Genomic DNA, 24,333 nt, shown 5'->3' with positions numbered 1-24,333 from the left:
GAAGAAACCGAAAATGCAAGCCGCACAGCTGGAAGAATGTGCTAGGGCCCGCGCAAATAAAAAGGCCCGGCGGGAGCCGGGCCTGAGAATCGACAGCGCGAAAAAATCAGATCCTACCGCTGACGATCTGCTCGAAAGCGATCAGGCCGTCGATGGGGCCCAGCGCATTGCCGAACAGGCCGGTGAAGTTGCCTTGCTCGCCGTGCAGCGCCATGTAATTCAAGATCACCGTCTGCACCAGCAAGTTGACGTTGTTCGCGGCCGGGCTGCTGCTCGTGACAACGTCGCCGCCAGCGCTGTAGTAGCCGATCTGCTGATGGCGCGCGGCCGCGGGGGTGCCTTCGCCGATCAGTCGCGGGCGACCCTGCGGGTTGTAGACGAGGAAGAACGACGCAGCGGTCTGCTGATTGTCGCCGGTCCACTGGCCCTTGCCTCGGCCGCCGACAGAATCGTCGACCATGCCGTTCGAAGACAGCGAGCCGTCGCTGAACACATAGATCATCAGCGGTCGGCTGGACAACGCCGCATACTCCAAGCACGCGCCGATACAACGACCGGCGCGCAAGTCACGAGCTTCGCCCGTGGCGCGATCGCCAGTGTGATAGTCGAAGCCGCCCATGCTGATCGTGCCCGCGCCAGCGATGCCCGGGACGACCAGCTTCATCACCGAAGCGGTCTTCTGGAATTCGCCGTCGCCGCCGAAGTCCTCACCGAACAAACCTGTGATGCGCGTGTCGCGCGTCGGATTGAGCGTGGCCGGATTGCTGAAGGTCTGAACCGTATCGGCGGTCTTGAGGTAGGTGCACTGAAACCGATTCTTCACGATCGGATCGTTGGTAGTACCGAGGCGAGTGTCGACACGCGCCATCTTCTTACCGGTGAGGTAGTACATGGCTTCGAGCGTCTGCACCGTGTCGGTCGCGCTGAGAATAGTCGCGACTTCGCCGGTATCGACCAGACCCGTCACGTCGCTGACACGATCGATCTTGGTCGGGCGATTGGCGGGATCGATCATGGCGGCGGGCGCCATGGAGTTACCGCCGGATTCGGAGTTCTGCGAGCCGATCAACGTCAGCAGCTCGCCCTTGGCGCCTTGACCCGACGGACCCGCCTTGGCGATGCCGTACATCGGATTGTGAGGATTGTTGCCCGTGTCGTTCTCGGAACGCGCGGCGATCACGGCACCGTTTACGAAGGCACGGGTGGTCGGCGAGCACTTCTCGAGCATGCCGCGCAGGAACGCGCTGTCGGAATGGAACGCCAGGCCGAACTCGGTGTTGACGAAGTTGGTCGTGGAGTTGTTCGGCAGCATGTTGCCGGGCAGGCCCAGCTTCGAATAACCCTGGGTGCTCAGAAAATCCATCTGGCCCCCCTGTTGACCCACCAGCACGTTCGAGCCGGCGATATTCGCGCCACCGGCGAGATCGAAGCAGATGAACGGGATCTTGCCGTTACCGCCGACGATGCCGCAGTCCTCCTTTTCCTGGTCGGTGGCCGCGGCCGAGGCGCGACGCGACGCCATCATGCTCATCGCGGCAGGCACCACCACCGTGGCGGCACCGGTCGTGAATCCCTGCGCGAGGAAATCGCGACGGGTCACCGGCTTCTTGTGCGAACCATGCTTCAGCGGCTCGTTCAGACCGAGGGCACGCTTCCGTTGTGATTTGATGATAAACATGCAAATTGCCTCTTACTGAACCAGGGTCGCGGCGCTGCCGAGCGCGGCACCACACGCAGCCTTGATAACTTCAACCGTGCGATTGACGCCGGTTCTCTGATTGACCGTGCCGCACGCCAGATTCTTCTGGTCGGCAGGCACGTTCAGCGGCAAGTCGGAGTCACAGAGCGACTCGATCAGAGGGCGCACGTCGCTGACAAACTCGGTATTGTTCGGCTGCGAGTCCGCGCTACCGACGATTTTGGTGAACAGCTGGTTCACGACATTCTGGCCGTTCGTATTGAGTACGTTGTTCGTCGTCAGCGGCTGGCCGAAGTCGACGGTGGCACCCGTAAAGAAACTCGTGCGCAGATCCGGCGTATCCATCAACACGTTGCAGTACTGCAGGGCCAGCTGCGCCAGCGAGGTCTGGTGCGAGGACAAATAACCGCCGATGTCGTTCACCGCCGGCAGCGACTGACGCACGTTGGCGTACGTGGCTTTCACCTTGGCGTTGTTCTCCGGCACGCCCGTGATCGACGACATGGTCGCGTTGATGGCGTCGAACAACTTCACGCCGATGTCCGATACCCCCGTGCTACCGACCATGTCCGGCTTGATGCCCACGGCGTACCTGGTGCACGCCTCGTCGGTGCGCGTGCCGATGCGGTCGAAGCACAGGAAGAACTGATCGAAATCCGGTCCCTGCTCCGAAGGAATGATCGTGCCCACCGAGGAGATCAGCTGCCCGGTCGCGGCCGAGTACAACTGATCGTTGATGGTCGTATCGATCAGCCGATAGGCCTGGCCCACCGGCGCTTCGGCGCCGTTCACGCCGATACGCATGCTCTTGAGCGGAATGCTGCCAGGCATGGCGGTGCCATCCAGGCTGATGAACTTCGGATTGGTGAACAGATAACCGTAGCTGTCGTACTGCGTGGCCTCGAACATGATGTAGGCCTTCGGCATGTTGACCAGCTCCGAGACACCGAACAGCAGGAAGAACTTCTGGCCGACGCCGGCTTCGAAATTCTGCTTGATCTGCTGCAGGTTCAAGGCGCGGTTATAGACAGCCACCAGGCGCAGCACGCCCTGCCACTGGCGATCGCCGCTGGCCTCGTTGCCCATGTAGAGAGCAAACGTATTGTCCCAGGCTTCCAGCGTGCCGCCGCCCGCGCTGTCGAGGTCGCCGGTGTATTCGCCGTTGACATAGATGCGACGGCCGTTGATCGGATCGAACGTCATGACGACGTGCTGTAACGAGGCCTGCAAACGTTCCGCGTCGTCATCGGTGATCAGCTTCGGCATGCCGTTGGCATCGGTCTCGGAGCTGCGCGCGGCGAACTCGTAATTGTACAAGTTCTGACCCATCGTGAAGTTACGCACGGTCGTGCTGCCGGAGTAGCTGATGATACGCGCGTCTTCCTGCGTCACGTTGCCAGGCGTGACCCACGCTTCGATGGAGTACTCGCCCGTTGCCTTGATGAGATCGTGGAATTTACGGCTCGGCGCGCCGAAAGTTTTGGCGCGGCCGCTGCGGATGTTGATGCCCCAACCGCCGACCCACTCCACGCCGGGAACCGAGAGTTCCAGATCGGCCGCGGGGGCGACGCCGCTGGTGTCGTACGCAATGTTGCCGCTGCCGGTCTTGAATTCATATAACGCGATCATGTTCGCTTCGTAGCGGTTACCGCCGCTCGCGACAGTGCCGTCATACAACTTCAGCGCCTTGCTGAGCGCACCCGCTGGCGGGACAGGAGCAGGGATATCGGCCGCCATCTGGCGAATGGCCTGGAGCATGACCTGCGCGTCCGTGGTGCAGCTGGCCGTCCAGCAGTTGTGATTTTCCTGGCCCAGGCGCACCACGAATCGCGACTGTTCCGGAGTGTTCACATTGATCTTCGGGATCGCTGCGAGATACGCCTCGTTGATATCGTCCGCGGCGAAGAAGGGCGACTGTTGCGTCGCCGAGTTGCTCTGATGACAACCGGAGCAATGCTGGTTGAGCAATGCATAGACGGCGGGCCAACCCATTCCGGACGGCGGAGTTGCCTCGAGCCGCTTGCCCGCGCCAGGATTGACCGGCTCGGGCTCGAGCAACGTGATCTGTTTGCCGCCGGTGCCGGTGGCGCCGACCCACGCAGTGATCCAGCGAGTGAGGTCGCTCGCGCACGCGGACGGATCGCCGCGCCAGCAGTTGTGGCCGCCGGCAACTTTGGCGACCAGCGTCGACAGCGAAGGATTCTCGCGATTCACGATGCCGGTCGCTTGTTGATACGCCTGGTTCACATCGTCCGAGCGAGCGAACGAAGGCGATTGACCCGTGGCGTTGTGGCAGCCACCACAGCGATCGGCGCCGCGGATGTTGGTCCAGAACTCGTTACGAAATGCCTGAATGTCATCATTCGCGGCACCTGGGCCCACATAGTCCGCGCCCGCGGTGGGCCGGTCCGGCACTGGGTTTTGTTCCGTGGTCGAGCCGCCGCTACAACCTGCCAGCGCCAAAGCGCCGAGCGCGGCCACGGCCGCGAACCGGGCCAGTCTGGTACCGATGCTGAGATTGTGAGCGCGCATGTGTTTTTTGCTGTTGATGCTCATGGGATCACTGCGCCTCACTGGCCAGCACACTGCGCAGCGACCTGGGCGAATACGCCTCGAAGGCTGCCAGCACTCTTGAACGTGGTGGAGATGGTCTGGAAGGCGCCGCCAGGGCCGAGCTCGGCATCGGTCGGCCCGCGGAAGCACACCTTGCGGAACACCTTTTCCGTCTGGCACTCCGCGAACGCGTTGCTATACGCGAACTCCTGCCCCAGGCTCTTGGCGCCGTTGCCGTGATTCGGCCGGTTCTCGTCCCAGCCCAGCACGCCGATGTCGTTCTTGCCGTCCAGGCGCATGCGGTTTTCCCAGCCGTCGTCGGGAGTGACGTAACCGGGCTTGAAGTTGTCCGAATTGATCAGGTACTTCGGCTGCACCTGACCGGGCGTGTACACCAGGCGGCCCAAGGTCTCGTCGAAGTCGTAGTACGCGAATGCCTGCGCCATCGAGTCCATGACCGAGTGACAGCCGATGCAGTTGTTGTTGAACACGCTGCTGTCGCCGCCGGGGCTGCGCGACACGTCCTGACGGATCCGGTCCGGCGGACGCGACGTATCGTGGATCTGCTCCATGTCGCGGCACATGTGATTCATCAGCGTGAAACGAAACATCGCGCGGTTGGTACCGTCGATGAAGAAAGCCTCGGAAGCCGCGCGCGACGTGATGACGCCCGCGGTCGCGGCCGGCGGCAGACCGTTCAGCGACGACTGGGTGGTGCGCGTCAGAGTGCGCAGATCGACGCTGTTACTTTCCAGCGCCTCGTAATGCGCGTTGCTCGTCGGGGAATACGCCGGGATGCCGGAGCCGCTGCCGATGAACACCACGTCGTCGAACAGCACCGTGCGGAAGTCGGCGTCTTCTTTCACCAGACCGATGACCGTCGCGGTGTAGTCGTTGAGCGGCGCGAAGATCGATTGATCGCGATTGGTCCAGGGCGTGGCGAAGTTCTTCAACGTGACCGAGTAGAAATTCTTCGAGTGACCCTGGTCCGGATCCATGATGAACGCGGCGGTCGCCTCGAGCTCCGCCTGCGAGCTATTGCCGACCATGCCTTCAAGCGTGAGCAGCAGCGTCGCCGACGGCGGTGTACCCGTGAGCCGTTCGTACATGCGCAGGGCCTGCTTGCGCCCGAGCGGAGTGGCGTCGGCCTGTTGCCCGGATGCAAAAGCGAGCACTGCCACTCCGAGCGCGGCTGCTTTCGCGAGCGGCGACGTTCCATTCGTTCGTTTCATGTTGCTCATGCAGCTCTTTCCCACAGCCAGACGATCTACTCTCGGCAGACTCCGGCAAACTCTTAAGGGCCACCCGCGGTATCGATACAAAGTCGGTTGTACCCCGACATTGCGGCCGACTATACGGGCGGTTTTTCAGCCGGTTAACTGTCTCAATCGCCATACGTCGCGCCCAAGAGACAGTGTCGATTGCCTCACGCGCGCGTGTAGTCTCGCCGCCACGATGCGCATTCGAAGCTTGGGTCGGGCGTCATTGAAGCGACGCGGGTGCGACCGGAATGTGAGGCGCTTCACGCAATGCTCCGAAGCCCGGCGGGGCACGGCGTGGATTCAGGGAATATCGCGTCCGCTTGTGACTCGCTTAACGGATCGCGAAATATGTCGCGTCGAAGATGGCGCCCCCGAAAACGAAGCGCCGCTCCCCCATCGAATAACTTGGCGAACGACCTGGCAGACAACGTTGTGAATCGATGCGAGAACCCCGGAGTAACGCTTCCATGAGTCATCAGGCGCAGCCAGACGCGTCGAATCCAGCAGCCGTGCGCAAGAAAGGCGCAGCGGTGCTGCTCATGAGCGCGATCGCGTTCCTGTTAGGCGGCTGCGACAGCGGCAGCGGCGGCACCGATGTGACCATCGGCAGCGGCCAGAACCAGGACCCCGTGACGCTGGATTTCCCGGTGTTCTACGTGAAGCGCCCGGTCCCCGATCCGGAAGACGACGAGCTGGCCAACGCCGATGCCCGCGAGCTGCTGCGCTTCGAGATCGGCGCCGACCTGTTCATGCGCGACCGTGCCTCGACCTCCGCACCGGAAGTGAACCTCACCTCGGCCCAGACCGCGGGTCTCGGCGACATCCGCGACGTGGCGGTGAATTACGACGGCAGCAAGGTGATCTTCTCCATGCGCGCCCGCTTCATCGAAGACGCGGACGAGGAAGATCAGCCGACCTGGAACATCTGGGAATACGAGGTGGCGAACCGCCGGCTGCATCGCGTGATCAGCTCGGACATCGTGGAAGAGACCGGCCACGACATCATGCCGCACTACCTGCCGGACGGGCGCATCGTGTTCAGCTCGACCCGCCAGCAGACCTCGCGCGCCATCCTGCTCGACGAGAACAAGCCGCAGTTCGCCGCTCAGGACGAGAACGACAACGAGCCGGCCTTCGTGCTGCACGTGATGGACGCCGACGGCACCAACATCCATCAGATCTCGTTCAACCAGAGCCACGACCTGGATCCGGAGGTGCTGCCGAACGGCCGCGTCGTGTTCACGCGCTGGGAGCATCACATCGATGACAACCAGTTCGATCTGTACTCCGTGAATCCCGACGGCTCGGATCTGCAGCTGCTGTACGGTGCGAACAGTCACCAGACCGGCACGGCCAATCCGCCGCCGGCCACCACGTTGAGCACCATCCAGTTCCTGAATGCCAAGCCCATGCAGGACGGTCGCACGCTGTCGCTGGTCCGCCCCTTCCAAGGCACCGGCGAAGGCGGCGATCTGCTGCTGATCGACACCGATACCTATGTCGACAACACTCGCGCCGCCTCGGCCTCGAACACTGGCATGACCGGCCCGGCGCAGACGCGGGCGCTGCCGACCGACGTGCGCACGATTCCCGGCCCGTCGCCCGGCGGTCGCTATCGCACGGCTCAACCGTTGTATGACGGGACTGGTCGGCTGCTGGTGAGCTGGTCGCAGTGTCGTCTGGTGGAGAACACCCGGATCGTCCCCTGTACCAGCGAGCGTTTGCAGAATCCGAATGCGGTGGAAGCGCCGCCGCTGTACGGCATCTACACCTACGATGTCCGCGACAATACCCAGCGGCCCATCGTCGTTCCGCAGGAAGGTTTCATCTACACCGAAGTGGTCTCGGGCTCGCAGCGCGCGTTGCCGACGGTCATTCCGGATCGAATCGCCGGCATCGACTATCCGCAACAGCTGCAAAACGAAGGCGTCGGCGTGCTGAACATTCGCAGCGTGTATGACATCGACGGCGTCGACACCGCGCCCGGCGGCATCGCCACGGTCCGCAATCCCGCCAATGCCGGCTATGCGACGCGCCCCGCTCGTTTCCTGCGCATCGAGAAGGCCGTGTCCATTCCGGACAACGACACCCGCAACTTCTCGAACACCGCGTTCGGCCCGAACCGCGCGCTCGGCATGCGTGAAATCCTGGGTTACGCGCCGATCGAGCCGGACGGCTCGGTGAAAGTGAAAGTGCCCGCGAACGTCGCGATCTCCATCAGCGTGCTCGACGCGAATGGCCGCCGTCTCGGCGGCGCGATCGGCGGCCGTCATACCAACTGGCTGCAAGTGCAGACCGGCGAACAGCTGCAGTGTACGGGCTGCCACAACGGCAATCCGACCACGCCGATGGCGCACGGTCGCCAAGGCATGACGAATTCGGTGAACCCCGGCGCTCCGAGCGCGGGCGTAGCGTTCCCCGGCACCAATGCGGCTCTGTTCGCCAACATCGTCGGCGAGACCATGGCCGAGACGCGGAACCGCGTAATGTGCGCTGGCGCGTGCGCGATGAGCGTCGACCTGGCGTTCAAGGACTACTGGCTGCCGGCCGCGCCCGCGACCAATCAGGTCGATGCGTGCTATGCCGCCGGTATCAACAACGTGCTGACCAATGCGGCCGATACGACGGCCCGTTTCGCTTGCACGAATTCACTGCCGGTGGGCGCGGTGTTACCGGTGCAGCCGTCGTGCCGTTCCAACCTGACGACCCTGTGCCGTATCACCATTCATTACGAGCGGCACATTCATCCGCTGTGGGGCCTGGATCGCTTCGTCGATGTGGATGGCGTGCCGGGCCCGGACCTCGATCCGGCCACCATGCAGCCCATCAATCACAAGTGCAGCAGCTGCCATTCGCCGGTGAGCGCCGCCAATGCCGCCCAGGCGCCGGCGGGCGATCTGGACCTGACCGACGGCCCCTCCGAAGAGCAGGCGCTGCAGTTCAAGTCGTATCGCGAGTTGCTGTTCGGCGACCGCGGCCAGATCTTGAACGCCATGGGTCAGCTCGAAGATGAATGCCTGGAGTTCCAGACCGACCCGGTGACCAACGTGACGACCTGCGTGGCCTTCCGTAATGTGCCGGCCCCGATGAGCGCGAACGGCGCGGCGGCCTCCGCCCGCTTCTTCACCAAAATGGAAGGGACTGGCGGAACGGTGCCACATAGGGACTTTATGTCACCAAGTGAGTTACGCTTGCTGTCCGAATGGTTGGACATCGGCGCGCAGTACTTCAACGACCCGTTCACCGCCCCGGAGAATTGATGTCTCGGTCGCTCACGCCGCTTCGCTGTCTGTGGTTGCTAGTCCTGTTCATCGCGGCGGGCGTCCAATCAGAGGCTCGGGCTGAAGACAAGAAGGACGAGGGTCACAAGATCCTCATCGCCGATCCGTTCATCGAGCTGCGCTCCGGCCCGGGGCGCGGCTATCCGATCTTTCATGTGGTGGAGCGCGGCCGCGAAGTGGTGCTGGTGAAGCGCCGTACCGACTGGTTCGAGCTGCGCACCGACCAGGGCATCGAAGGCTGGGCGTCGCGCGATCAGATGATTGCCACGCTGGAGCCGACCGGCGAGCCGCTGGATCTACAGGAGCCGGCGCGCGAGAACTATATGAGCCGTCGCTGGCAGGGCGGCATCAGCGGCGGCGATTTCCAGGGCGCCAGCCTGATCTCCGTGTTCGGCGGGTATGCGTTCAGCGACAACCTGTCCATCGAGCTGACGTTCAACCATATCCTCGGCGAGTTCTCCAACGGCTACAGCGCCACCGTCGGCCTGCTGCACGTGTTCGCGCCCGAGTGGCGCCTGTCGCCCTATTTCACGCTCGGCACCGGTGTGCTCTACACCGATCCGAAATCCAACCTGGTGGACTCCATCGACCGTGACGATCAGATCGGCTACGTCGGCGGCGGCCTGCAGTTTTACCTGACCCGTCGTTTCATGTTGCGCTCGGAATATAGACACAACATCGTGTTCACCAGCCGCAACGATAACGAGGAAGTGGACGAATGGAAGTATCTCGGTTTCGCATTCTTTTTCTGAGCCTGCTCGCCGTCACGGTGCTGCCCGGCTGTTCCATGCTGGGCGGTCGCGGCGACGACAAGCCTGAAGCCATCGCGCCCGCCGCGAGCTCGCAGCCGTTGACCGGCGAGCCGGATCAGAAGCCCATCATCGATCCGCAAGTCGAGCGTCGCGAGATCAAGCGCCCGCGCATCGACACGGAAGATTTCGAGCTGGGCGCTTACGTCGGCATCCTGAGCATCGAGGACTTCGAGAGCAACGTCGTGTACGGCGCCCGCCTCGCTTATCACCTCACCGAAGATTTCTTCATCGAAGGCACGTACGGCCAGTCGCGCGCCGGCCGCACCAGTTACGAGAACCTGTCGGGCTCGGCCGACCTGCTGAGCGACGACGATCGGGATTATTCCTATTACGCGCTGTCGCTGGGCTGGAATGCGCTGCCGGGCGAAATCTTCATCGGTAAGAACCGCGCCTATAACACCGCGTTCTACCTGATCGCCGGCATCGGCAGCACCACCTTCGCCGGCGACGATCGCTTCACCGTGAACGGCGGCTTCGGCTATCGCGTGCTGCCGGCGGACTGGATTGCCGTGCACTTCGACGTGCGCGACCACATCTTCGATACCGACCTGCTGGGCGAGAAGAAGATCGTCAATAATCTAGAAGCGCATCTCGGTTTGTCGATTTTCTTCTGAGCGACGATACCTCCTGGACTGCTTTGTCATAGAGGGTCGTCGGTCATGTCGCTGAGCAAATGGATTCGCACTGCTGCGCTGTGCAGCGCGCTGGTTGTTTCTTCGCTGGTGAGCGCGAGCACCACTGTGGCGCCGACGTTCACCCTGCCGTCGCGAGCTGGCGACAATGTGTCGCTCGAGTCGCTCAAGGGCAAAGTGGTGATGTTGAATTTCTGGGCGAGCTGGTGCGGCCCGTGTCGCACGGAAATGCCGCTTCTCGAACAGATGCACAAGCGCTACAGTTCGCTCGGCTTCACCATGGTCGGCGTGAACGTGGAAGCGAACACCGCGGATGCTGAACGCTGGTTGAAAGACACGCCGGTGTCGTTCCCGGTGCTGTTCGATCGCGAGAGCAAGGTGAGCAAGCTGTACGACGTGAGCGCCATGCCGAGCACGGTGTTCATTGATCGCAAGGGCAACGTCCGCTACCTGCACAAAGGCTACAAGCCGGGCGACGAAGGCGAGTATCTGAATCAGATCCGCGCCCTGCTGAAAGAGTAAGAGGGTTCGACGTGATTAAAGGAATCGCGGTCAAGGCGGTGGCGGCCATTGCGCTGGTCTCTGGCTTATCCGCCTGCGGCAATATCGAGCCGTGGGTGAAGCCTTACGAGCGCCAGCAGCTGGCCGATCCCCTCATGGCCGCGAATCCCAATCCCGTCTCCTCACAGTATATGGACCACGTGTTCGAGGCTCGTGAGGGTGCGCGTGGCGCGCTCGGCGGCGGCGGCGGTGGCTGCGGCTGTAACTGAGAACTCGCATGAGTCTGGTCTGTAACAAAGCACGCATTCTCTGGTCGATGGTGGCGGGCGCCGCACTGGCGCTGCCGCTGATGAGCTCGGCCGGCGTGCTCCCTGACGATCGCGCCGACGCGCTCTATCACCGTTACGAAGGCGGCGGCGTGACCATTCAAGGTCCGTCGGTGCTGGTGCGCAAGAAGATGGCGGAGAAGTACGCCGTCAGCGCCAACTACTATCAGGACATGATCACCAGCGCGTCCATCGACGTCGAGGTGAGCGGCGCGAGCCAATACAAGGAAGAACGCGATCAATACTCGCTGGGCTTCGAGTATCTGCGCGGCAAGACCACGTACAACCTCAGCTACACCAACAGCGAAGAGAACGACTACGAAGCGCAGACCACCAGCTTCGGCCTGAGCCAGGATCTGTTCGGCGACCTGACCACGATCAGCATGGGCTTTTCGCGCGGCTCCGATAAGGTCCGCAACTCCACCGATCCCAGCTTCGAGCGTGACATCGACCGCTGGAGCTACCGCGTCGGCGTATCGCAGATTCTGACCAAGTCGTTCATCGCTTCGATGAATCTCGAAGTGATCACGGACGAAGGCTTCCTGAACAATCCGTACCGCTCGTATCGATACATCGATCCGAACGACAACCGCCGCTTCATCCTCGCGCAGGAAATCTATCCGCGCACGCGCACCAGCAACGCCGTGGCGCTGAACGGTCGTTACTTCCTGCCGTATCGCGCGGTGGTGTACGGCGGCTACCGCTTCTTCACGGACACGTGGGACATCCGCGCCGATACCTTCGAGCTCGGCTACATTCATCCGATCAAACAGCAATGGACGCTGGAAGCTCGCGTTCGTTACTACCAGCAGGACAACGCCGAGTTCTATTCCGACCTGTTCGGCCGCGTGAACCAGCAGAACTTCATGGCGCGCGACAAGGAGCTGTCGACGTTCAACAGCATCGCCTTCCGCATCGGCGCCAGCTACGAGTTCGCGCAGACCGGCTGGCGTTTCGTGAAGAAGGGCTCGGTGAATCTGTTCTACGACCGCATCGAGTTCAAGTACGACGACTTCCGCGACGCCCGCGTCTCGAAGATGCTCCCCACCGACCCGGGCTACGCGCCCGCTGGCAGCGAACCGCTCTACGAGTTCGGCGCGAACGTGATTCAGGCGTTCGTGTCGATCTGGTTCTAAGAGCCTGTGAGGCTTCCGTTTCTCACTCTGCTGCTGGTGACTTCCGCCGGCAGCCTCTCCCTTGCCGCTGCCGATGAGCCGATCGCGGTCGGTCATCTCGCACGCAACGCCGGTGCGCCTTTCGTTGTTCGCGATCAAAACCCTTTACTGGCAGGGTTTGGGGTGCCATCAACGATGCCATCGCGCCTCACCTCTGGTTTTGCCGGCGGCCTCGATCTGTACTGGGGCAGCACCGCGATCATGCAATCGCACGGCGATGAAGCCCTCCTCGTTGACGCCGAGACTCGCGAAGCCCGCGCGATCCTGGAAGGCAAGCTCACGGATCGCGTCGGCTGGCGGTTGCAACTTCCCTATCGCTACACTGGCGGCGGCTCTCTCGATAGTTTCATCGACAGCTGGCACGACACCTTCGGTTTGCCCGACGGCGCCCGCTCGGCCCTGCCTCGCGATCAAATCGCTATCGCGTACACTCGCGCGGGCACGCGAGAGCTGAACGTTACATCGTCCTCCAGCGGCCTCGCAGACATTCAAGCCGCGCTCGGCTACGAACTCCACTCCGCCCCCGGCTCCGCCCTCACCGCCTGGCTCGACGTCAAACTCCCCACCGGCGATGCCGACAAACTCACCGGCAGCGGCGCGGCGGATGTTTCCTTCGTGCTAGCCGGCCAGCATTCCCCACTCAATAGCCGCTGGACCGTGTTCGGCCAGGCGGGCGTTACTTATCTCGGCGACGGCGATCTGCTGCCGTCGGATCAACAGCGCAGCGTCGTATGGAGCGGCATGGCGGGCGTGAGCGTCCTCGCCTGGCGCGGCCTGTCTTTGAAGGCGCAGATCGATGCGCACAGCGCAGCGTACGACAGTGATTTGGATTTCTTCAGTAACGCTGTTGTGCTCACGGTCGGCGGCGACTATTTATTCAAGTCCGGCTGGCGCCTGGATCTCGGCGTCAGCGAGGACATCGCGGTTGAGCATTCACCGGACGTGGTTTTCGTATTGGGCATTCACCAAGGCTGGTGATCCGTCATACATTCGCGTCGAACAGCCGCAGCTGTTGGACCTTGATCGCGACATTGCAAGGCAACCGGCACTCCACCCGATCCACTTCCACGAGAATCAGGTCATCGCCCAAACGTAACTCGGCCACCCTGCCATCGAAGTTCTGCAACGTGCCGAACACCTGCGTATCGCCACGCTGATCGATCATTGCCGGCACCGATGACTCTGTTGCATCGATCCGGTCACCCCAGACCAAAGCGCCCGGAATATCGAACTCCACCTCATACTCCGAATCGACTGCAGGCGCCGTGCCCATCCACTGGCCGCGAGCCCGGCCGATCGCGCTTACGAAAGATACGACCGCCTGGTCCGACGAGGTCGAGTCCACGCGTGCCACACGTATTCTCATGATGTCCCCCAACGCATCAAGCGACCGACAATCCAAGTTGCTCAAGGAAAGGACGAAACACCGCGGTCAGCGACTCGTCTGCCTCAGCGCTTCCGTACTTTGAATACAGCACCTCGCCGGAATCGGAGGCCAGGATTTCGGCGTGATAGCTCCGACTCGCCCAGAACGTGATGCGAGCAACTTTGCCGGGCGTATCGATGTCCGCGCGAGCAGATGGATGGGGCGTGGGCTCGCATAGGGTGACTGTCACTTCCAAAGTCGTTTGGTTCGTTACGGCGGCAAGACCGTTTGCCCAGTTCACGAATGCAATCAGCACACCTGGCTTCCGACTCAGCGAGCCGATGTACCGACGCAAGATCGTCGAGGACCAGACGCCGTCGGGCGCCAGGCAATCGGCGCCGATGGGTTGGTGATCGGGACAGTCGTAGGAGTAAATCTCGAAGCTCGGCGGCAAGCGCCAAGTCTGCAAGTCCTCCGGATCGAGACACGCATCGTCCGACGCGGCCTGATCGAGCGGCCATGCACATCCCTCGGCCCATACAAACAGCGCGCACGGCCCGTCCTTGCCCTGCCACTCCAATAATGGGCGCTGACACACCGGGCATCGGTGTTCCGAGGTGGGTTTGTAGTAATCGAACATGCCCATGTGCATTCCCTGGCCAAAAGCCCGACTCGAGCGCTCTTGTCAGCGCTCCAACGTCTCGCACGCTGCCTTCAGCACCGTCAGCCTTGCTTGTTTCTTATCATCCGCAGCAACAATGTGCCACTTCGCGTCCTTCGCATCCGTTCGACGGATCATCTCAGTAGCGGCAGTTTGATACGCATCGTAGTACCGCCGGTTCGCCCAATCTTCGCGGTCCACTTTGAAGCGCTTCAACGGATCGTCGTCGCGGGCTTTGAAACGTTTCAGCTGTTCTTCCTTGCTCACCGACAGCCAGAACTTGGCAACTAACAGTCCATGTTCCGTCAGCTGACGCTCGAATTCGACGATCTCGGCGTAGGCACGTTTCCAATCCGCATCGGGCGTGAGATCGCGCACGCGCTCGACCAACACCCGCCCGTACCAGGAACGATCGAAGATCGTGATCGAGCCCAGCGCGGGAATGTGGCGCCAGAAGCGCCACAGATAGGGATACGACAACTCTTCAGGCGTCGGTGCCGAGACGGGGACAACTTGATACTGACGCGCATCCAATGCATGCACGATCCGGCGGATCGAGCCACCCTTGCCCGCCGCGTCCATGCCTTCGAACGCACACACCAGACCGTGCTTGCCAAAGCGCGACTTGCGCACGAGCCGGGCCAGCCGTCCCTGCAATGTTTCGAGCTGACGCTCGTACTCATCGTCATCAAGGGGATGCTGGGTGGGCGGCACCGAAAGCGGCTTCACCTTGCCGGATTTCTCGGCAGGCCAATCGCGACGTTTCTGTTCCGCCGCCTTCAATCCAGCAGCGATCTCGTCGCGCAGGACTTTGCCGACAGTCAGCAGACGATATTCTTCATCGGTGCCGTCGACTCGATGCCAAGGCGCGGGCTCGTGGTCGGTCGCTTTCAGGCACGCGCGCACGACTCGATTCACTTGATCGAAATGTTTCGCCTGCCAGCGATCTTCCTTGGTGACCCGCCAGCTGGTGAGCTTGCTGGCGCGCAGCTTCTTAAGACGCTCCAGCTGAGTTTCATGATCGGTGTGCAGATAAATCTTCACGACGCGCACGCCGTCGCGCACCAGCATCTTCTCGAGTTGCAGGATCCGCTCGACCGAGCGCTTGTCGTGCTGCTTGGAATGACTGTCCTTGACGATGCCGCTGAGATATTCGCCGTACCAGCCGGCGAAAAAGAACGTCATCCGGCCGCGCGCCGGCAGCTTCTGCCAGTAGCGCCACAGCGGCGGAAACTTACGATCTTCAGCGGACGGCGCGCCGAGCGCATGCACGCCGATGTGTTTGGGATCGAGCCATTCGAGCAGAGAATTAACGGTCTCACTGCGGCCCGCGGCGGGCGTGCCGGCGATGATGACGGCGACCGCACACGACTTCGCGGTGTGCAATTTGAGTTGCAAGTCGAGCAGCTCATCGCGCAGTGCCGGCAGGTTTCGTTCGAAGGCCGCCTTACTGATGCGTGGAGCCGCCATCGCTTACTTCCTCTTGGTGTTGTTACCGCGCACCGGCTTACGCGCCGGCACCTGCTGAGTAATGCAATGAATGTTGCCGCCGCCTAGCAAGATTTCGCGCGCCTGCACGCCGATGATCCGGCGCTCCGGGAAAATTTTCTGCAACGTGCGGGTCGCGGCGCCGTCCTGCTTCGGATCGAGCAGTGGCATCACGATGGTGGAGTTGCCCATATAAAAGTTGACGTACGAGCCCGCCAACCGTTCGCCGATCTTACGAGACGCGGCGCCGGCATCGGCGACATCCACGTCCAGCGACTCCGCATGCGTGCGCTTCAACGGCCCCGGCTGCTGCAGCTTGTGCACTTTCAGTCGCCGGCCCTGCGCATCCCGCGATTCCATCAGACGCGCATAGGCATCTTGTGACACCTGATACTGCGGATCGCGCTTGTTGTCGGTCCACGTGAGGATCACTTCGCCTGGCCGCGCGAAACAACACAGATTGTCGACGTGCCCGGTGGTCTCGTCGTCGACGACGCCTTTGCCCAGCCAGATGACGCTGGTGATCCCCAGATATTCGTGCAGCAGGATCTCCAGCTGCCCCTTGTCCAGATGGGGATTGCGATGAGGGCTGAGCAAACACTCTTCAGTGGTGATCAGCGTGCCTTCGCCGTCGACATGGATGGCGCCGCCCTCCAACACGAACGGCGCGCGATACCGATCGGCGCCTTCGATCTCGCAAACCTTGCGAGCGACCAGGTCGTCCTGATCCCAAGGGAAATACAAACCGCCGCCGATGCCGCCCCAGGCGTTGAACACCCAATCGACGCCACGCAGCTCGCGCCGCTTGTTGACCACGAAGGTCGGGCCGACATCGCGCATCCAGGCGTCGTCGCTCGACATCTCCACGACGCGGATCGCATCGGGGAGCATGGCGCGGGCTTGCAGGTATTGGCCCCGAGAGACACCGACGGTCACGGGCTCGCCCGTGGCGATTGCGGTGGCAACGGCGGCGAACGCCTTTTGCGCCGGCTTGGCACCGAGCCGCCAGTTACTGGGCCGCTCGGGCCACAGCATCCAGCAACCGTCGTGAGCCTCGAATTCGGCCGGCATGTGAAAGCCATCGGCCGCCGGCGTCGTGTCCAGTGTTTTTGTCATCCGGCGATGTTAGCCAAAGCTCTCCGCCGAGAGCGTGAGGTATTACCGACTCAGCGGCTGAGCGTGTACTCAGCGCTGCAGTAGGGGCACTTGGCCCAGCCGGTCTTTTCGATGGGCAGGAACACCTTGGGATGCGAGTTCCACAGGTGCATGCCGGGCATCGGGCACGACAGGGGCAGGTCGGCCGCGGTCACGGTGTACTGGTTCTGGGCGTTGGGCTGGATCAGCTTGGCGGCAGGTTCAGTCGTCATAACGGCATCGGCAAAGGCTTCGGAGGGGGCGGATTATCGCAGATCGCCCGCCTCGCGCATGACCTCTTGCCAAACTTCCACGACGCCCCGGCGCTCGGCCGCGAATTCCGAGTCGCTGACCACGTTTTTGACGCCGTCCAGGGCCAGCCGGTGCATGCGCTGGCGGTACTTGCGGTAGGTGTCGACAAGGAAATCCACGCGTGACTGCGGCACCAGGTTGCCCGACCCCAGGCTCTCCAGCTGCCGGATGTTGTCCGAGAACGTGACGATCTCCGGATAACGGTCCGCCCATTCGAGCATCCAGAACTGCACCAGGAACTCCAGGTCGGCGACGCCGCCGGCATCCTGCTTCAGATCGACCTGCCCGGGCCGCGCCTTGGACAGATTTTCACGCATGCGCTCACGCATCTTGCGCACTTCATGCTTCAAGCCATCGCGCCGAACCGCGTTACGAAGCACCTCGATGCGCGCCTGCTCGAACTGCTCGCAGACCTGTGGATCGCCGGCAATCGCGCGAGCACGCAGTAACGATTGATGTTCCCACGTCCACGCTTCCTGGAATTCGTACTCGCGGAACGCTGCTACCGATTGCACCAACATGCCTTTGTTGCCACCGGGTCGCAGCCGGGTATCGACTTCATACAGCCGGCCGGACGCGGTATGCACGGTCAACAAATGCACGAGCCGTTGCCCGAGCCGCTGGAAGAACACCGTATTCTCGACGGACTGCTCGCCATCGGTCCGTTGCGACTCGCCGATCGAGTCATGCAGGAACACCAGATCCAGATCGGAGCCGTAGCCCAGCTCCAGGCCGCCGAGCTTGCCGTAAGCCACGACGATCATATGAGCCATGCGCGACTCGCCGCGCTCGTCGACGTAACGGGGCACACCGTGCTTCGCGGTGATCTGCGCCCACGCGAGCGACAATGTTTCCTGCACGATGAGCTCGGCGATATCGGTCAAGCGATCGCTGACCTTCATCAGTGGCAAGCCGGCGGTGAGATCGGCAACGGCCACTCGAAACATCGCCGCGCTCTGAAACTGCCGTAACAACTCGACCTGCCGCTCCGGATCTTCGTGCTGCATGCGGCCGCGCGACGATGCGAGGTCGGCGGCAAACTGCGCCCGCGACGGCGCCTCTTCGATGAAGCGCTCATCGATCAGCTCGTCCAGCAACAGCGGCTGCGCGGCGATTTGATCTGCAAGGAACTGGCTGCGAGCGCATAGCTCGACGAGGCGACGCAAGGCGGCGGCATTCTCGGTCAGCAAAGCGAGATACACCGTCCGCCCGCCGATCATCTCGAAGATGCGCAGGATTCGCGCGAGCGTCGTGGTCGGCGCTGCGTCGGGCGCGAGCATCGGCAGAATGCGCGCCAACAGGTCGCGCAGCCGACGACGACCCGTTTCATCGAGCCGACGGTAGTACGTACTCGCGCGCAGCTCTTCGAACCGAACGTTGATCGGCGCGGGCTCTGTCACTCCACAACTGACGAGCATTCGCGCGCGTTCTTCCGCGTCGGCTTCCAGATCGAAGGTGGAGGTGGCGGAAGCGATGCCATCGGTGCGCTCCGCCGGACCGAACACGGTCTGCGTGAAATAACGCTCGACGCGTTGCCGATGCACATTGGTTTGAGCGGACAGCTCATCCCAACTCCCGACATTCATCGCGAACGCCAGTCGCTCGCGAGCGATGGGATCTTCAGGCAGCTGATGGGTCTGCTCGTCGTTCCACTGTTGCAGACGATTCTCCAGCACCCGCAAATAGGCATACGCCGCTTGCAGATCGCGGACCGCATCTTCGCGTAGCAAACGCTGACCGATCAGCTGCGGCAAGATCACCCGCAGTTCCTTGCCTTGCAGCCGGCGATCGCTACCGCCGCGGATCAGCTGGAACGCCTGCACGATGAATTCGATTTCGCGAATGCCGCCAGGGCCGAGCTTGACGTTGTCCTTCAACTCGCGCCGCTCGACTTCGCGCGCGATCATCGCCTTCATGTCACGCAGCGACTCGAACACGCTGAAGTCGAGATAGCGCCGATAAACAAACGGCCGCAGCACCTCGTCATACAGCGAAGGGAACTGATCGGTCGCCGTCAACGCCCGAGCTTTGACATACGCGTAACGCTCCCAATCCCGACCGTGCTGTTGCAAGTAATGTTCGAACGACGCGAAGCTCAAGGCCAAGCGACCGCTATCGCCGAACGGGCGCAAGCGCAGATCGACCCGATACACGAAGCCATCGACCGTAGGCGTCGCCAGCTGCTGGACGATCTTCTGGCCGAGGCGCAAGAAGAACTCCGCGTTGTCGATGGGCCGCGCGCCGTCGGTCTCGCCGTCTTCCGGATACAGCAGGATCAAATCGATGTCGGATGAATAATTCAGCTCGCCGCCACCGAGCTTGCCCATGCCGAGGACCATCAGCGGCTGCGCTTCACCACTTTCGGCACCACGCGGTGTGCCATATCTCGTGACCAGCGCCGCATACATGCGACGGTAGACGAGATCGATACAAACATTGGCAAGTGTCGACAGATCGCGCAACGTTTCATCGAGCGTCGCCCAGCCCGCGATGTCGCGCCACGCGATGCGGACCATGTGCCGCCTGCGAAAGCGACGCAACGCTTCCATCAAATCGGCTTCTGACTCACCCCGCACGCGCGCTTCCGCTTCCTGCGCCAACCAACCGTCGGGTGCGGGTGAGAACAGCTGTCCGTCGCTGACGAGATCGCCCAACAACGCCGACGAGCGCAAGCAACTGGTCGCGACGAACTCGCTGCACGCCCACACTCGCGGCAACGACTCGGCCACGCGCGCTTCTTCGAGAACGGCGCGCCACGCTTCGGGATTTTCTGCTCGCGCGGCGGCCAGACGCGTTTCGCTGTCAGCGAGCAGGCCGCGGGCAATGCTGGAAATTGGGGTCGTCATAGCGCCAAGTGTACGGAACTTTTTCGGGTTGCCGCCAACTCGCGACAGCACCGCCGCGAATTCGTTGAACCCTTTGCGTCATTCCGCCCGTTTATAAGCAGGAGCGCAGGTCATGCCTGTGTAGAAGTGGAGGTAAGAATGTACGCACCAGGAACTCCGAGCAACCAGAGCTTTGCGTCGCGCAGCGGCCCGGCGATGGCGGTCATCGGCATTCACATCCTCATCATCTACGGTCTCGCCGCCAGCATGGGCGTCGTGAAGGTGCCGCAATTCGCAGCGCCGCTCGAAGCCGTATTCATTGCCGAGGAAACGAAGTCGGAACCCGATCCGCCGGTGCCCGTGAAGCCGGAGATCGATCAGGTGGTGCCGACCGACACGCCGATGCCCGAGGTGCAGTTCGACGAGCCGGTGGTGGCTCCGGTCGAGAACACGGCGCCGCCTTCTGAGAATGCGATTGCCGCAACCACGGCTGGAGCGGTGGCGCAGGATCTCAAGACCAGCAATCGCGTCGAGCCTTCCTATCCTCCAGCCTCGCGACGCGCGGGCGAGGAAGGCACGGTGCGCTTGAAAGTGCTGGTCGACGAGAAGGGTCGTCCCAAGGACGTTACGGTCGCGAACAGCAGTGGCTTCGCGCGACTCGACGAGGCAGCGATGCAAGCGGTCCGAAAGTGGCGCTTCGTGGCCGCGACCGACGGCACTAATCCCATTAGCGCCTGGACTCAGGTCGCCATCACCTTCCGTCTGACGAGCCAGTAAGACTCGATCCGTTCAGGGAGTGACTACTCCAAGCCGGGCCCCGCGCCCGGCCTTTTTTTGTCGCCGATCTTTGGGGCATTTCTCATTTTCCCACACGGGAATTTGAGCCACGTCACGCCTGCGCCGAACTCATCGCCCTAGGCTCGGTCGCAAGGAGAGTTAACGGATAACTGTCCCCGTCCGCAGACAACGGACAGGCCAAGGCGATCGGAGGCTTCAGGGCTCGCCCTAAAGCTTACCCCGCCCGGGCGTGCGAACTTCTCAAGCATCCGAGCCACGGTGGTGACCATGCGCGTGAAACTTGCCTCTCTGCCCTCTGCCAGCAACGCCCGGACCCGCGCGTTGAAACTCGCTCTGGTAACAGGTGCGTTGGCGGTGCTGGCATTGATGGGCAATCAGCGTGCGCACGCCGATGCAGCTCTGTGCGGCAAAGGCAGTGAATGCGCGCCGGATCTGTCGTCGCCGGCCGAGAGTCAGCATTTCTTCCGCTTTTCCACCGCGCACGATCAGGCCAATCAGCACGAATCGTTGCGCCGGAGTGAAGTGACATCGAAGGATTACGCTTCGTTCAGCGGTGTCGGCGTGATCTCCTGCATGGTCGATGGCAAGCAGCGCACGTCCACCGCATTCCTGGTCGGCGCCTTCGACATCGGCGTGACCGTCGCTCATATGTTCCAGAAGAGCGCCACTGGCGCCGAGCCTGCCGACTGCACTTACAACAGCATCGATTCGGTCGGCCAGGTGCGCGAGCGCATTCCGGTTTCGTATGTGAAATCGCAGTGGGATGAAGCAGGCGCGAGCGGCCAGATCAGCAAGGATTTCGCCGTCGTGCGCTTGAGCCAGCCGTCGCGCTATGCCCAGCGCACCATGCCGCTCGGTCGCTTCTCCGGCTCAGCCGCCTCGGTGGTCATGATCGGCTACAAGAACGATATCGACGCGGACAGCATCAAGCGCAAAGCCCGCGGCACGGTGTATGAGCGTCGCGCGAACAGCATCGTGAATGCCAGCACCGGCGGCTTCACGCACGACCTGGACTCTCACGACATCTCCCCGGGCGCGCCGCTGATCGACGAGACGACCGGCGTCATTGTCGGCATGCATGCACAGTCGGCGCACAACACCATGATCACCATGAACGACTGGCTGGAAAAGACGCTCAAGAGCGAAATGCAGCAGCAGCGCGAGGCTCGCGCGGCGAACTAAGTTTTGCTATGCGGCCCGACTGACGCTATCTGGCGACGGGAACCGGCCCCGGGCCCACTTCGTTTAATCTTTGTCCTACATGCCGCGCGTAATTGTCGGCGCGGAACAGGAGCATTGAATGAACAAGTCGTTGGTGACAGGTCTGGTGATCGGTGCGGCGGTCGTGACGACCGGGGCGGCAGTTGCCAATCTGGATATCTTCGATCGCAGCCCCAAATTCGCAGAGGTACTGAAGGTCGACGCCGTGAAGGAAACGACCCGCACGCCGCGGGAGGTTTGTAGCGATCACGTTGTCACTCATCAGGCCCCGGTGAAAGACGAGAAGCGTATCGCCGGCACCGTGATTGGCGCGGTGGTGGGTGGCGTGCTGGGTAATCAAATCGGCGATGGCCGCGGCCAGAAACTCGCGACCGCTGCCGGTGCCGCGGCAGGTGGCTATGCTGGTAACAAAGTTCAGCAACGCATGCAGAACGGCAACACATATACGACCACGGAAAAGCGTTGCGAGACCGTGTACGACAGCAACGAGAAAATCGTTGGCTACAACGTGCGCTATCGGCTCGGCGATAAGGAAGACTCAGTGCGCATGGACCGCGATCCGGGCGCGCAGATTCCGGTGGTCAACGGTGAGTTGCAACTAGCTCACAATTGATTGACGACGGAACGGGACCCGGGGCTCGGCCGTTTATGTATGCCGGAGTAATTACAAGTTACTTCGGTGCGTTGGCGGTAGGCGGAACGGGCGGCGCGTGAGAGTATAAAGAGGAACCCCTTTCCTCCCACCTCTTAACCGTCGTCCTCCGTCCACCGCTGACTTTATGAGCGAACTTAGCGATCTGCTCCGCGCCAGCCGGCGCGTTCTGGTGTTCAGCGGTGCCGGCATCAGCACCGAATCCGGTATTCCCGATTTCCGCAGCCCCGGCGGCGTGTGGAGCAAAATACAGCCCATCTATTTCCAGGATTTCGTCGCCTCGGAGCATACCCGTCGCGAAGCCTGGCGGCGCCGCTTCAGCAATGCCGACGGGTGGGTCGGCGCCCGACCCAATCGCGGTCATTTCGCCGTGGCAGAGTTGGTTCGCTCCGGTCGCGCGAACGCGGTCGTCACACAGAACGTCGACAACCTGCATCAGATCTCCGGCGTGCCCGAAGAGAAAGTGATCGAGCTGCACGGCAACTCGACGTACGCGAAATGTCTCAAGTGCCAGACCCGCGTCGAGCTCGACGAACTGGAACGTGAGTTCCGGGAGACCAACACCGTCGCGCCCTGCAAGCACTGCGGCGGCATCATCAAGACCGCGACCATTTCTTTCGGCCAGCAGATGCCCGAGCTGCCCATGCGTCGCACCCAGGAAGAAACACTCGCCTGCGATCTGTTTCTCGTCCTCGGCTCGTCGCTCTCAGTCTTCCCCGCCGCCGACTTTCCTGTGCGCGCCAAAGAGAACGGCGCGAAACTAGTGATCGTGAACCGCGACCCGACCCCTGTCGATCGGATCGCCGACCTCGTCATCCATGAAGGCATCGGCGATACGATGGAAGCGGCGCTGGCGAAGTTATAGATACTTCGCCCGAAACGCCGCGACCACTTCCCGGAGATCTTCCGTCAATTCCTGCTCAGCCTTATTCATGATGGGCTGAGGCACGCCGCCATAGAACGCCTCGGCGATGCCACCCGTGATACAGGCCAATGTGTCGCTGTCTCCGCCCAGAGAGATGGCGTTGCGGATTGCATCCTCATACGAATCCGATTCGAGGAAAGCGATGATCGCCTCGGGCACCGTGCCCTGACAGGAAACATCGAACGAATACGAGGGGCGGATCTCATCCAGGGTTCGATTCAAATCATAACCAAACGACCGGATGATTCGATCTCTGATCAGAGATTTGTCCCGCTGCGTGCGAGCTAGGAAGACCGCGAGCGCGGTCGCTTCGGCGCCTTTGATCCCTTCAGGATGATTGTGCGTGATCTCCGCGGTCATCCGCGCCTGACGTAGCACTTCGTCCTCATCGGAGAAGGCAAACCCCACGGGACTGACTCGCATCGCCGAACCGTTGCCCCAGCTGTTGTAAGGCTGAGGCTCCCGCTCCGGCCGACGCATCCACTGGTAGAAGGTCTGCCCATATCCCGCATCCGGATGCCGACGCGCGAACTTCCTCACCGAGCTGAGATACGACTCTCCCGTGAGAATCGACGACGCGATTGCAATCGTAAGCACCGTATCGTCGGTGAACTCGCACGATGGATGAAAGAGCGGAAAGCTCTTGGTCTTGATCGGGTCGGCCTCGTACACCGACCCGATGATGTCACCGGCAATCGCACCAATCATGA

The 24,333-nt window shown here is 62.1% G+C and carries 21 protein-coding genes; 11 read left to right on the top strand and 10 right to left on the bottom strand.

Annotated features, from left to right (window positions below):
- Positions 1 to 106: 106 nt before the first annotated feature.
- The 3 genes from ACFPN2_RS19160 to ACFPN2_RS19150 are packed head-to-tail and all read right to left on the bottom strand — an operon-like array spanning position 107 to position 5,493.
- Positions 107 to 1,678, bottom strand: a complete 1,572-nt coding sequence (locus ACFPN2_RS19160) for a hypothetical protein (RefSeq protein ID WP_380599371.1) — start codon at positions 1,676 to 1,678, stop codon at positions 107 to 109.
- A 12-nt stretch (positions 1,679 to 1,690) separates the two neighbouring features.
- Complete coding sequence (locus tag ACFPN2_RS19155) at positions 1,691 to 4,255, bottom strand: LamG domain-containing protein (RefSeq protein ID WP_380599369.1); 2,565 nt, start codon at positions 4,253 to 4,255, stop codon at positions 1,691 to 1,693.
- A 14-nt stretch (positions 4,256 to 4,269) separates the two neighbouring features.
- Complete coding sequence (locus ACFPN2_RS19150) at positions 4,270 to 5,493, bottom strand: hypothetical protein (protein ID WP_380599367.1); 1,224 nt, start codon at positions 5,491 to 5,493, stop codon at positions 4,270 to 4,272.
- A 488-nt stretch (positions 5,494 to 5,981) separates the two neighbouring features.
- Here ACFPN2_RS19150 and ACFPN2_RS19145 point away from each other — a divergent pair, with 488 nt between their 5' ends.
- From ACFPN2_RS19145 to ACFPN2_RS19115, 7 genes are read left to right on the top strand one after another with little or no spacing between them, the layout of a single operon-like run.
- Positions 5,982 to 8,774: an HzsA-related protein gene (locus ACFPN2_RS19145; RefSeq protein ID WP_380599365.1), complete on the top strand. Its 2,793-nt coding sequence runs from the start codon at positions 5,982 to 5,984 to the stop codon at positions 8,772 to 8,774.
- Positions 8,774 to 9,547, top strand: coding sequence for an outer membrane beta-barrel protein (locus ACFPN2_RS19140; RefSeq protein WP_380599363.1), 774 nt, complete (start codon positions 8,774 to 8,776; stop codon positions 9,545 to 9,547). The genes ACFPN2_RS19145 and ACFPN2_RS19140 overlap by 1 nt, the downstream gene beginning before the upstream one ends.
- Positions 9,514 to 10,221 (top strand): outer membrane beta-barrel domain-containing protein, encoded by a 708-nt coding sequence (locus ACFPN2_RS19135; RefSeq protein WP_380599361.1) that lies wholly within the window; start codon positions 9,514 to 9,516, stop codon positions 10,219 to 10,221. The genes ACFPN2_RS19140 and ACFPN2_RS19135 overlap by 34 nt, the downstream gene beginning before the upstream one ends.
- A gap of 45 nt (positions 10,222 to 10,266) precedes the next feature.
- Positions 10,267 to 10,761, top strand: a complete 495-nt coding sequence (locus ACFPN2_RS19130; RefSeq protein WP_380599359.1) for a TlpA family protein disulfide reductase — start codon at positions 10,267 to 10,269, stop codon at positions 10,759 to 10,761.
- 11 nt (positions 10,762 to 10,772) lie between these two features.
- On the top strand, positions 10,773 to 11,009 hold the full coding sequence (locus tag ACFPN2_RS19125) for a DUF4266 domain-containing protein (RefSeq protein WP_380599357.1): 237 nt from the start codon (positions 10,773 to 10,775) through the stop codon (positions 11,007 to 11,009).
- Between the two features lie 8 nt (positions 11,010 to 11,017).
- Positions 11,018 to 12,202 carry a DUF3570 domain-containing protein gene (locus ACFPN2_RS19120; RefSeq protein ID WP_380599356.1) on the top strand — a complete coding sequence of 395 codons (1,185 nt, stop codon included), beginning with the start codon at positions 11,018 to 11,020 and terminating at the stop codon, positions 12,200 to 12,202.
- 6 nt (positions 12,203 to 12,208) lie between these two features.
- Positions 12,209 to 13,219, top strand: coding sequence for a DUF3187 family protein (locus tag ACFPN2_RS19115; protein ID WP_380599354.1), 1,011 nt, complete (start codon positions 12,209 to 12,211; stop codon positions 13,217 to 13,219).
- Between the two features lie 4 nt (positions 13,220 to 13,223).
- Here ACFPN2_RS19115 and ACFPN2_RS19110 read toward each other — a convergent pair whose 3' ends face one another.
- From ACFPN2_RS19110 to glnE, 6 genes are read right to left on the bottom strand one after another with little or no spacing between them, the layout of a single operon-like run.
- Positions 13,224 to 13,607, bottom strand: a complete 384-nt coding sequence (locus ACFPN2_RS19110; RefSeq protein WP_380599352.1) for a hypothetical protein — start codon at positions 13,605 to 13,607, stop codon at positions 13,224 to 13,226.
- 16 nt (positions 13,608 to 13,623) lie between these two features.
- Positions 13,624 to 14,253, bottom strand: a complete 630-nt coding sequence (locus ACFPN2_RS19105) for an immunity protein TriTu family protein (RefSeq protein WP_380599350.1) — start codon at positions 14,251 to 14,253, stop codon at positions 13,624 to 13,626.
- A 39-nt stretch (positions 14,254 to 14,292) separates the two neighbouring features.
- Positions 14,293 to 15,738 carry a polyphosphate:AMP phosphotransferase gene (gene pap / locus ACFPN2_RS19100; protein WP_380599348.1) on the bottom strand — a complete coding sequence of 482 codons (1,446 nt, stop codon included), beginning with the start codon at positions 15,736 to 15,738 and terminating at the stop codon, positions 14,293 to 14,295.
- Between the two features lie 3 nt (positions 15,739 to 15,741).
- Positions 15,742 to 16,872, bottom strand: a complete 1,131-nt coding sequence (aguA, locus tag ACFPN2_RS19095; RefSeq protein ID WP_380599346.1) for an agmatine deiminase — start codon at positions 16,870 to 16,872, stop codon at positions 15,742 to 15,744.
- Between the two features lie 50 nt (positions 16,873 to 16,922).
- Positions 16,923 to 17,123 (bottom strand): zinc-finger domain-containing protein, encoded by a 201-nt coding sequence (locus ACFPN2_RS19090; RefSeq protein WP_116809467.1) that lies wholly within the window; start codon positions 17,121 to 17,123, stop codon positions 16,923 to 16,925.
- Positions 17,124 to 17,156: 33 nt separating this feature from the next.
- On the bottom strand, positions 17,157 to 20,048 hold the full coding sequence (gene glnE / locus ACFPN2_RS19085; protein ID WP_380599343.1) for a bifunctional [glutamate--ammonia ligase]-adenylyl-L-tyrosine phosphorylase/[glutamate--ammonia-ligase] adenylyltransferase: 2,892 nt from the start codon (positions 20,046 to 20,048) through the stop codon (positions 17,157 to 17,159).
- A gap of 138 nt (positions 20,049 to 20,186) precedes the next feature.
- On the opposite strand from glnE, the gene ACFPN2_RS19080 reads away from it, so the two are divergent.
- From ACFPN2_RS19080 to ACFPN2_RS19065, 4 genes are all read left to right on the top strand, one after another.
- Positions 20,187 to 20,804 (top strand): energy transducer TonB, encoded by a 618-nt coding sequence (locus tag ACFPN2_RS19080; RefSeq protein WP_380599341.1) that lies wholly within the window; start codon positions 20,187 to 20,189, stop codon positions 20,802 to 20,804.
- Between the two features lie 288 nt (positions 20,805 to 21,092).
- Entirely contained in the window at positions 21,093 to 22,007 is a 915-nt protein-coding gene (locus tag ACFPN2_RS19075) for a serine protease family protein (RefSeq protein WP_380599339.1), read from the top strand.
- A 118-nt stretch (positions 22,008 to 22,125) separates the two neighbouring features.
- Complete coding sequence (locus tag ACFPN2_RS19070; protein ID WP_380599337.1) at positions 22,126 to 22,659, top strand: glycine zipper 2TM domain-containing protein; 534 nt, start codon at positions 22,126 to 22,128, stop codon at positions 22,657 to 22,659.
- Positions 22,660 to 22,825: 166 nt separating this feature from the next.
- On the top strand, positions 22,826 to 23,563 hold the full coding sequence (locus tag ACFPN2_RS19065; RefSeq protein WP_380599335.1) for an SIR2 family NAD-dependent protein deacylase: 738 nt from the start codon (positions 22,826 to 22,828) through the stop codon (positions 23,561 to 23,563).
- On the opposite strand, the gene ACFPN2_RS19060 is transcribed toward ACFPN2_RS19065, so the two are convergent.
- The gene (locus ACFPN2_RS19060; protein ID WP_380599333.1) at positions 23,558 to 24,331 is read right to left on the bottom strand and encodes an ADP-ribosylglycohydrolase family protein; all 774 of its coding nucleotides are present in this window, start codon (positions 24,329 to 24,331) and stop codon (positions 23,558 to 23,560) included. The genes ACFPN2_RS19065 and ACFPN2_RS19060 overlap by 6 nt on opposite strands.
- Positions 24,332 to 24,333: the final 2 nt, after the last annotated feature.

Origin of the sequence: Steroidobacter flavus, assembly GCF_042651805.1 — a bacterium.
GTDB lineage: Bacteria > Pseudomonadota > Gammaproteobacteria > Steroidobacterales > Steroidobacteraceae > Steroidobacter > Steroidobacter flavus.
Note: the sequence above shows the minus strand (reverse complement) of the source record. Positions and strands in the feature narration are given on the sequence as shown.

What these genes read in the sequence shown, in the direction of transcription:
- ACFPN2_RS19160 (WP_380599371.1), bottom strand. Translation starts at nt 1,678, where the DNA reads ATGTTTATCATCAAATCACAACGGAAGCGTGCCCTCGGTCTGAACGAG.
- ACFPN2_RS19155 (WP_380599369.1), bottom strand. Translation starts at nt 4,255, where the DNA reads ATGAGCATCAACAGCAAAAAACACATGCGCGCTCACAATCTCAGCATC.
- ACFPN2_RS19150 (WP_380599367.1), bottom strand. Translation starts at nt 5,493, where the DNA reads ATGAGCAACATGAAACGAACGAATGGAACGTCGCCGCTCGCGAAAGCA.
- ACFPN2_RS19145 (WP_380599365.1), top strand. Translation starts at nt 5,982, where the DNA reads ATGAGTCATCAGGCGCAGCCAGACGCGTCGAATCCAGCAGCCGTGCGC.
- ACFPN2_RS19140 (WP_380599363.1), top strand. Translation starts at nt 8,774, where the DNA reads ATGTCTCGGTCGCTCACGCCGCTTCGCTGTCTGTGGTTGCTAGTCCTG.
- ACFPN2_RS19135 (WP_380599361.1), top strand. Translation starts at nt 9,514, where the DNA reads ATGGAAGTATCTCGGTTTCGCATTCTTTTTCTGAGCCTGCTCGCCGTC.
- ACFPN2_RS19130 (WP_380599359.1), top strand. Translation starts at nt 10,267, where the DNA reads ATGTCGCTGAGCAAATGGATTCGCACTGCTGCGCTGTGCAGCGCGCTG.
- ACFPN2_RS19120 (WP_380599356.1), top strand. Translation starts at nt 11,018, where the DNA reads ATGAGTCTGGTCTGTAACAAAGCACGCATTCTCTGGTCGATGGTGGCG.
- ACFPN2_RS19110 (WP_380599352.1), bottom strand. Translation starts at nt 13,607, where the DNA reads ATGAGAATACGTGTGGCACGCGTGGACTCGACCTCGTCGGACCAGGCG.
- ACFPN2_RS19105 (WP_380599350.1), bottom strand. Translation starts at nt 14,253, where the DNA reads ATGGGCATGTTCGATTACTACAAACCCACCTCGGAACACCGATGCCCG.
- pap (WP_380599348.1), bottom strand. Translation starts at nt 15,738, where the DNA reads ATGGCGGCTCCACGCATCAGTAAGGCGGCCTTCGAACGAAACCTGCCG.
- aguA (WP_380599346.1), bottom strand. Translation starts at nt 16,872, where the DNA reads ATGACAAAAACACTGGACACGACGCCGGCGGCCGATGGCTTTCACATG.
- ACFPN2_RS19090 (WP_116809467.1), bottom strand. Translation starts at nt 17,123, where the DNA reads ATGACGACTGAACCTGCCGCCAAGCTGATCCAGCCCAACGCCCAGAAC.
- glnE (WP_380599343.1), bottom strand. Translation starts at nt 20,048, where the DNA reads ATGACGACCCCAATTTCCAGCATTGCCCGCGGCCTGCTCGCTGACAGC.
- ACFPN2_RS19080 (WP_380599341.1), top strand. Translation starts at nt 20,187, where the DNA reads ATGTACGCACCAGGAACTCCGAGCAACCAGAGCTTTGCGTCGCGCAGC.
- ACFPN2_RS19075 (WP_380599339.1), top strand. Translation starts at nt 21,093, where the DNA reads ATGCGCGTGAAACTTGCCTCTCTGCCCTCTGCCAGCAACGCCCGGACC.
- ACFPN2_RS19070 (WP_380599337.1), top strand. Translation starts at nt 22,126, where the DNA reads ATGAACAAGTCGTTGGTGACAGGTCTGGTGATCGGTGCGGCGGTCGTG.
- ACFPN2_RS19065 (WP_380599335.1), top strand. Translation starts at nt 22,826, where the DNA reads ATGAGCGAACTTAGCGATCTGCTCCGCGCCAGCCGGCGCGTTCTGGTG.
- ACFPN2_RS19060 (WP_380599333.1), bottom strand. Translation starts at nt 24,331, where the DNA reads ATGATTGGTGCGATTGCCGGTGACATCATCGGGTCGGTGTACGAGGCC.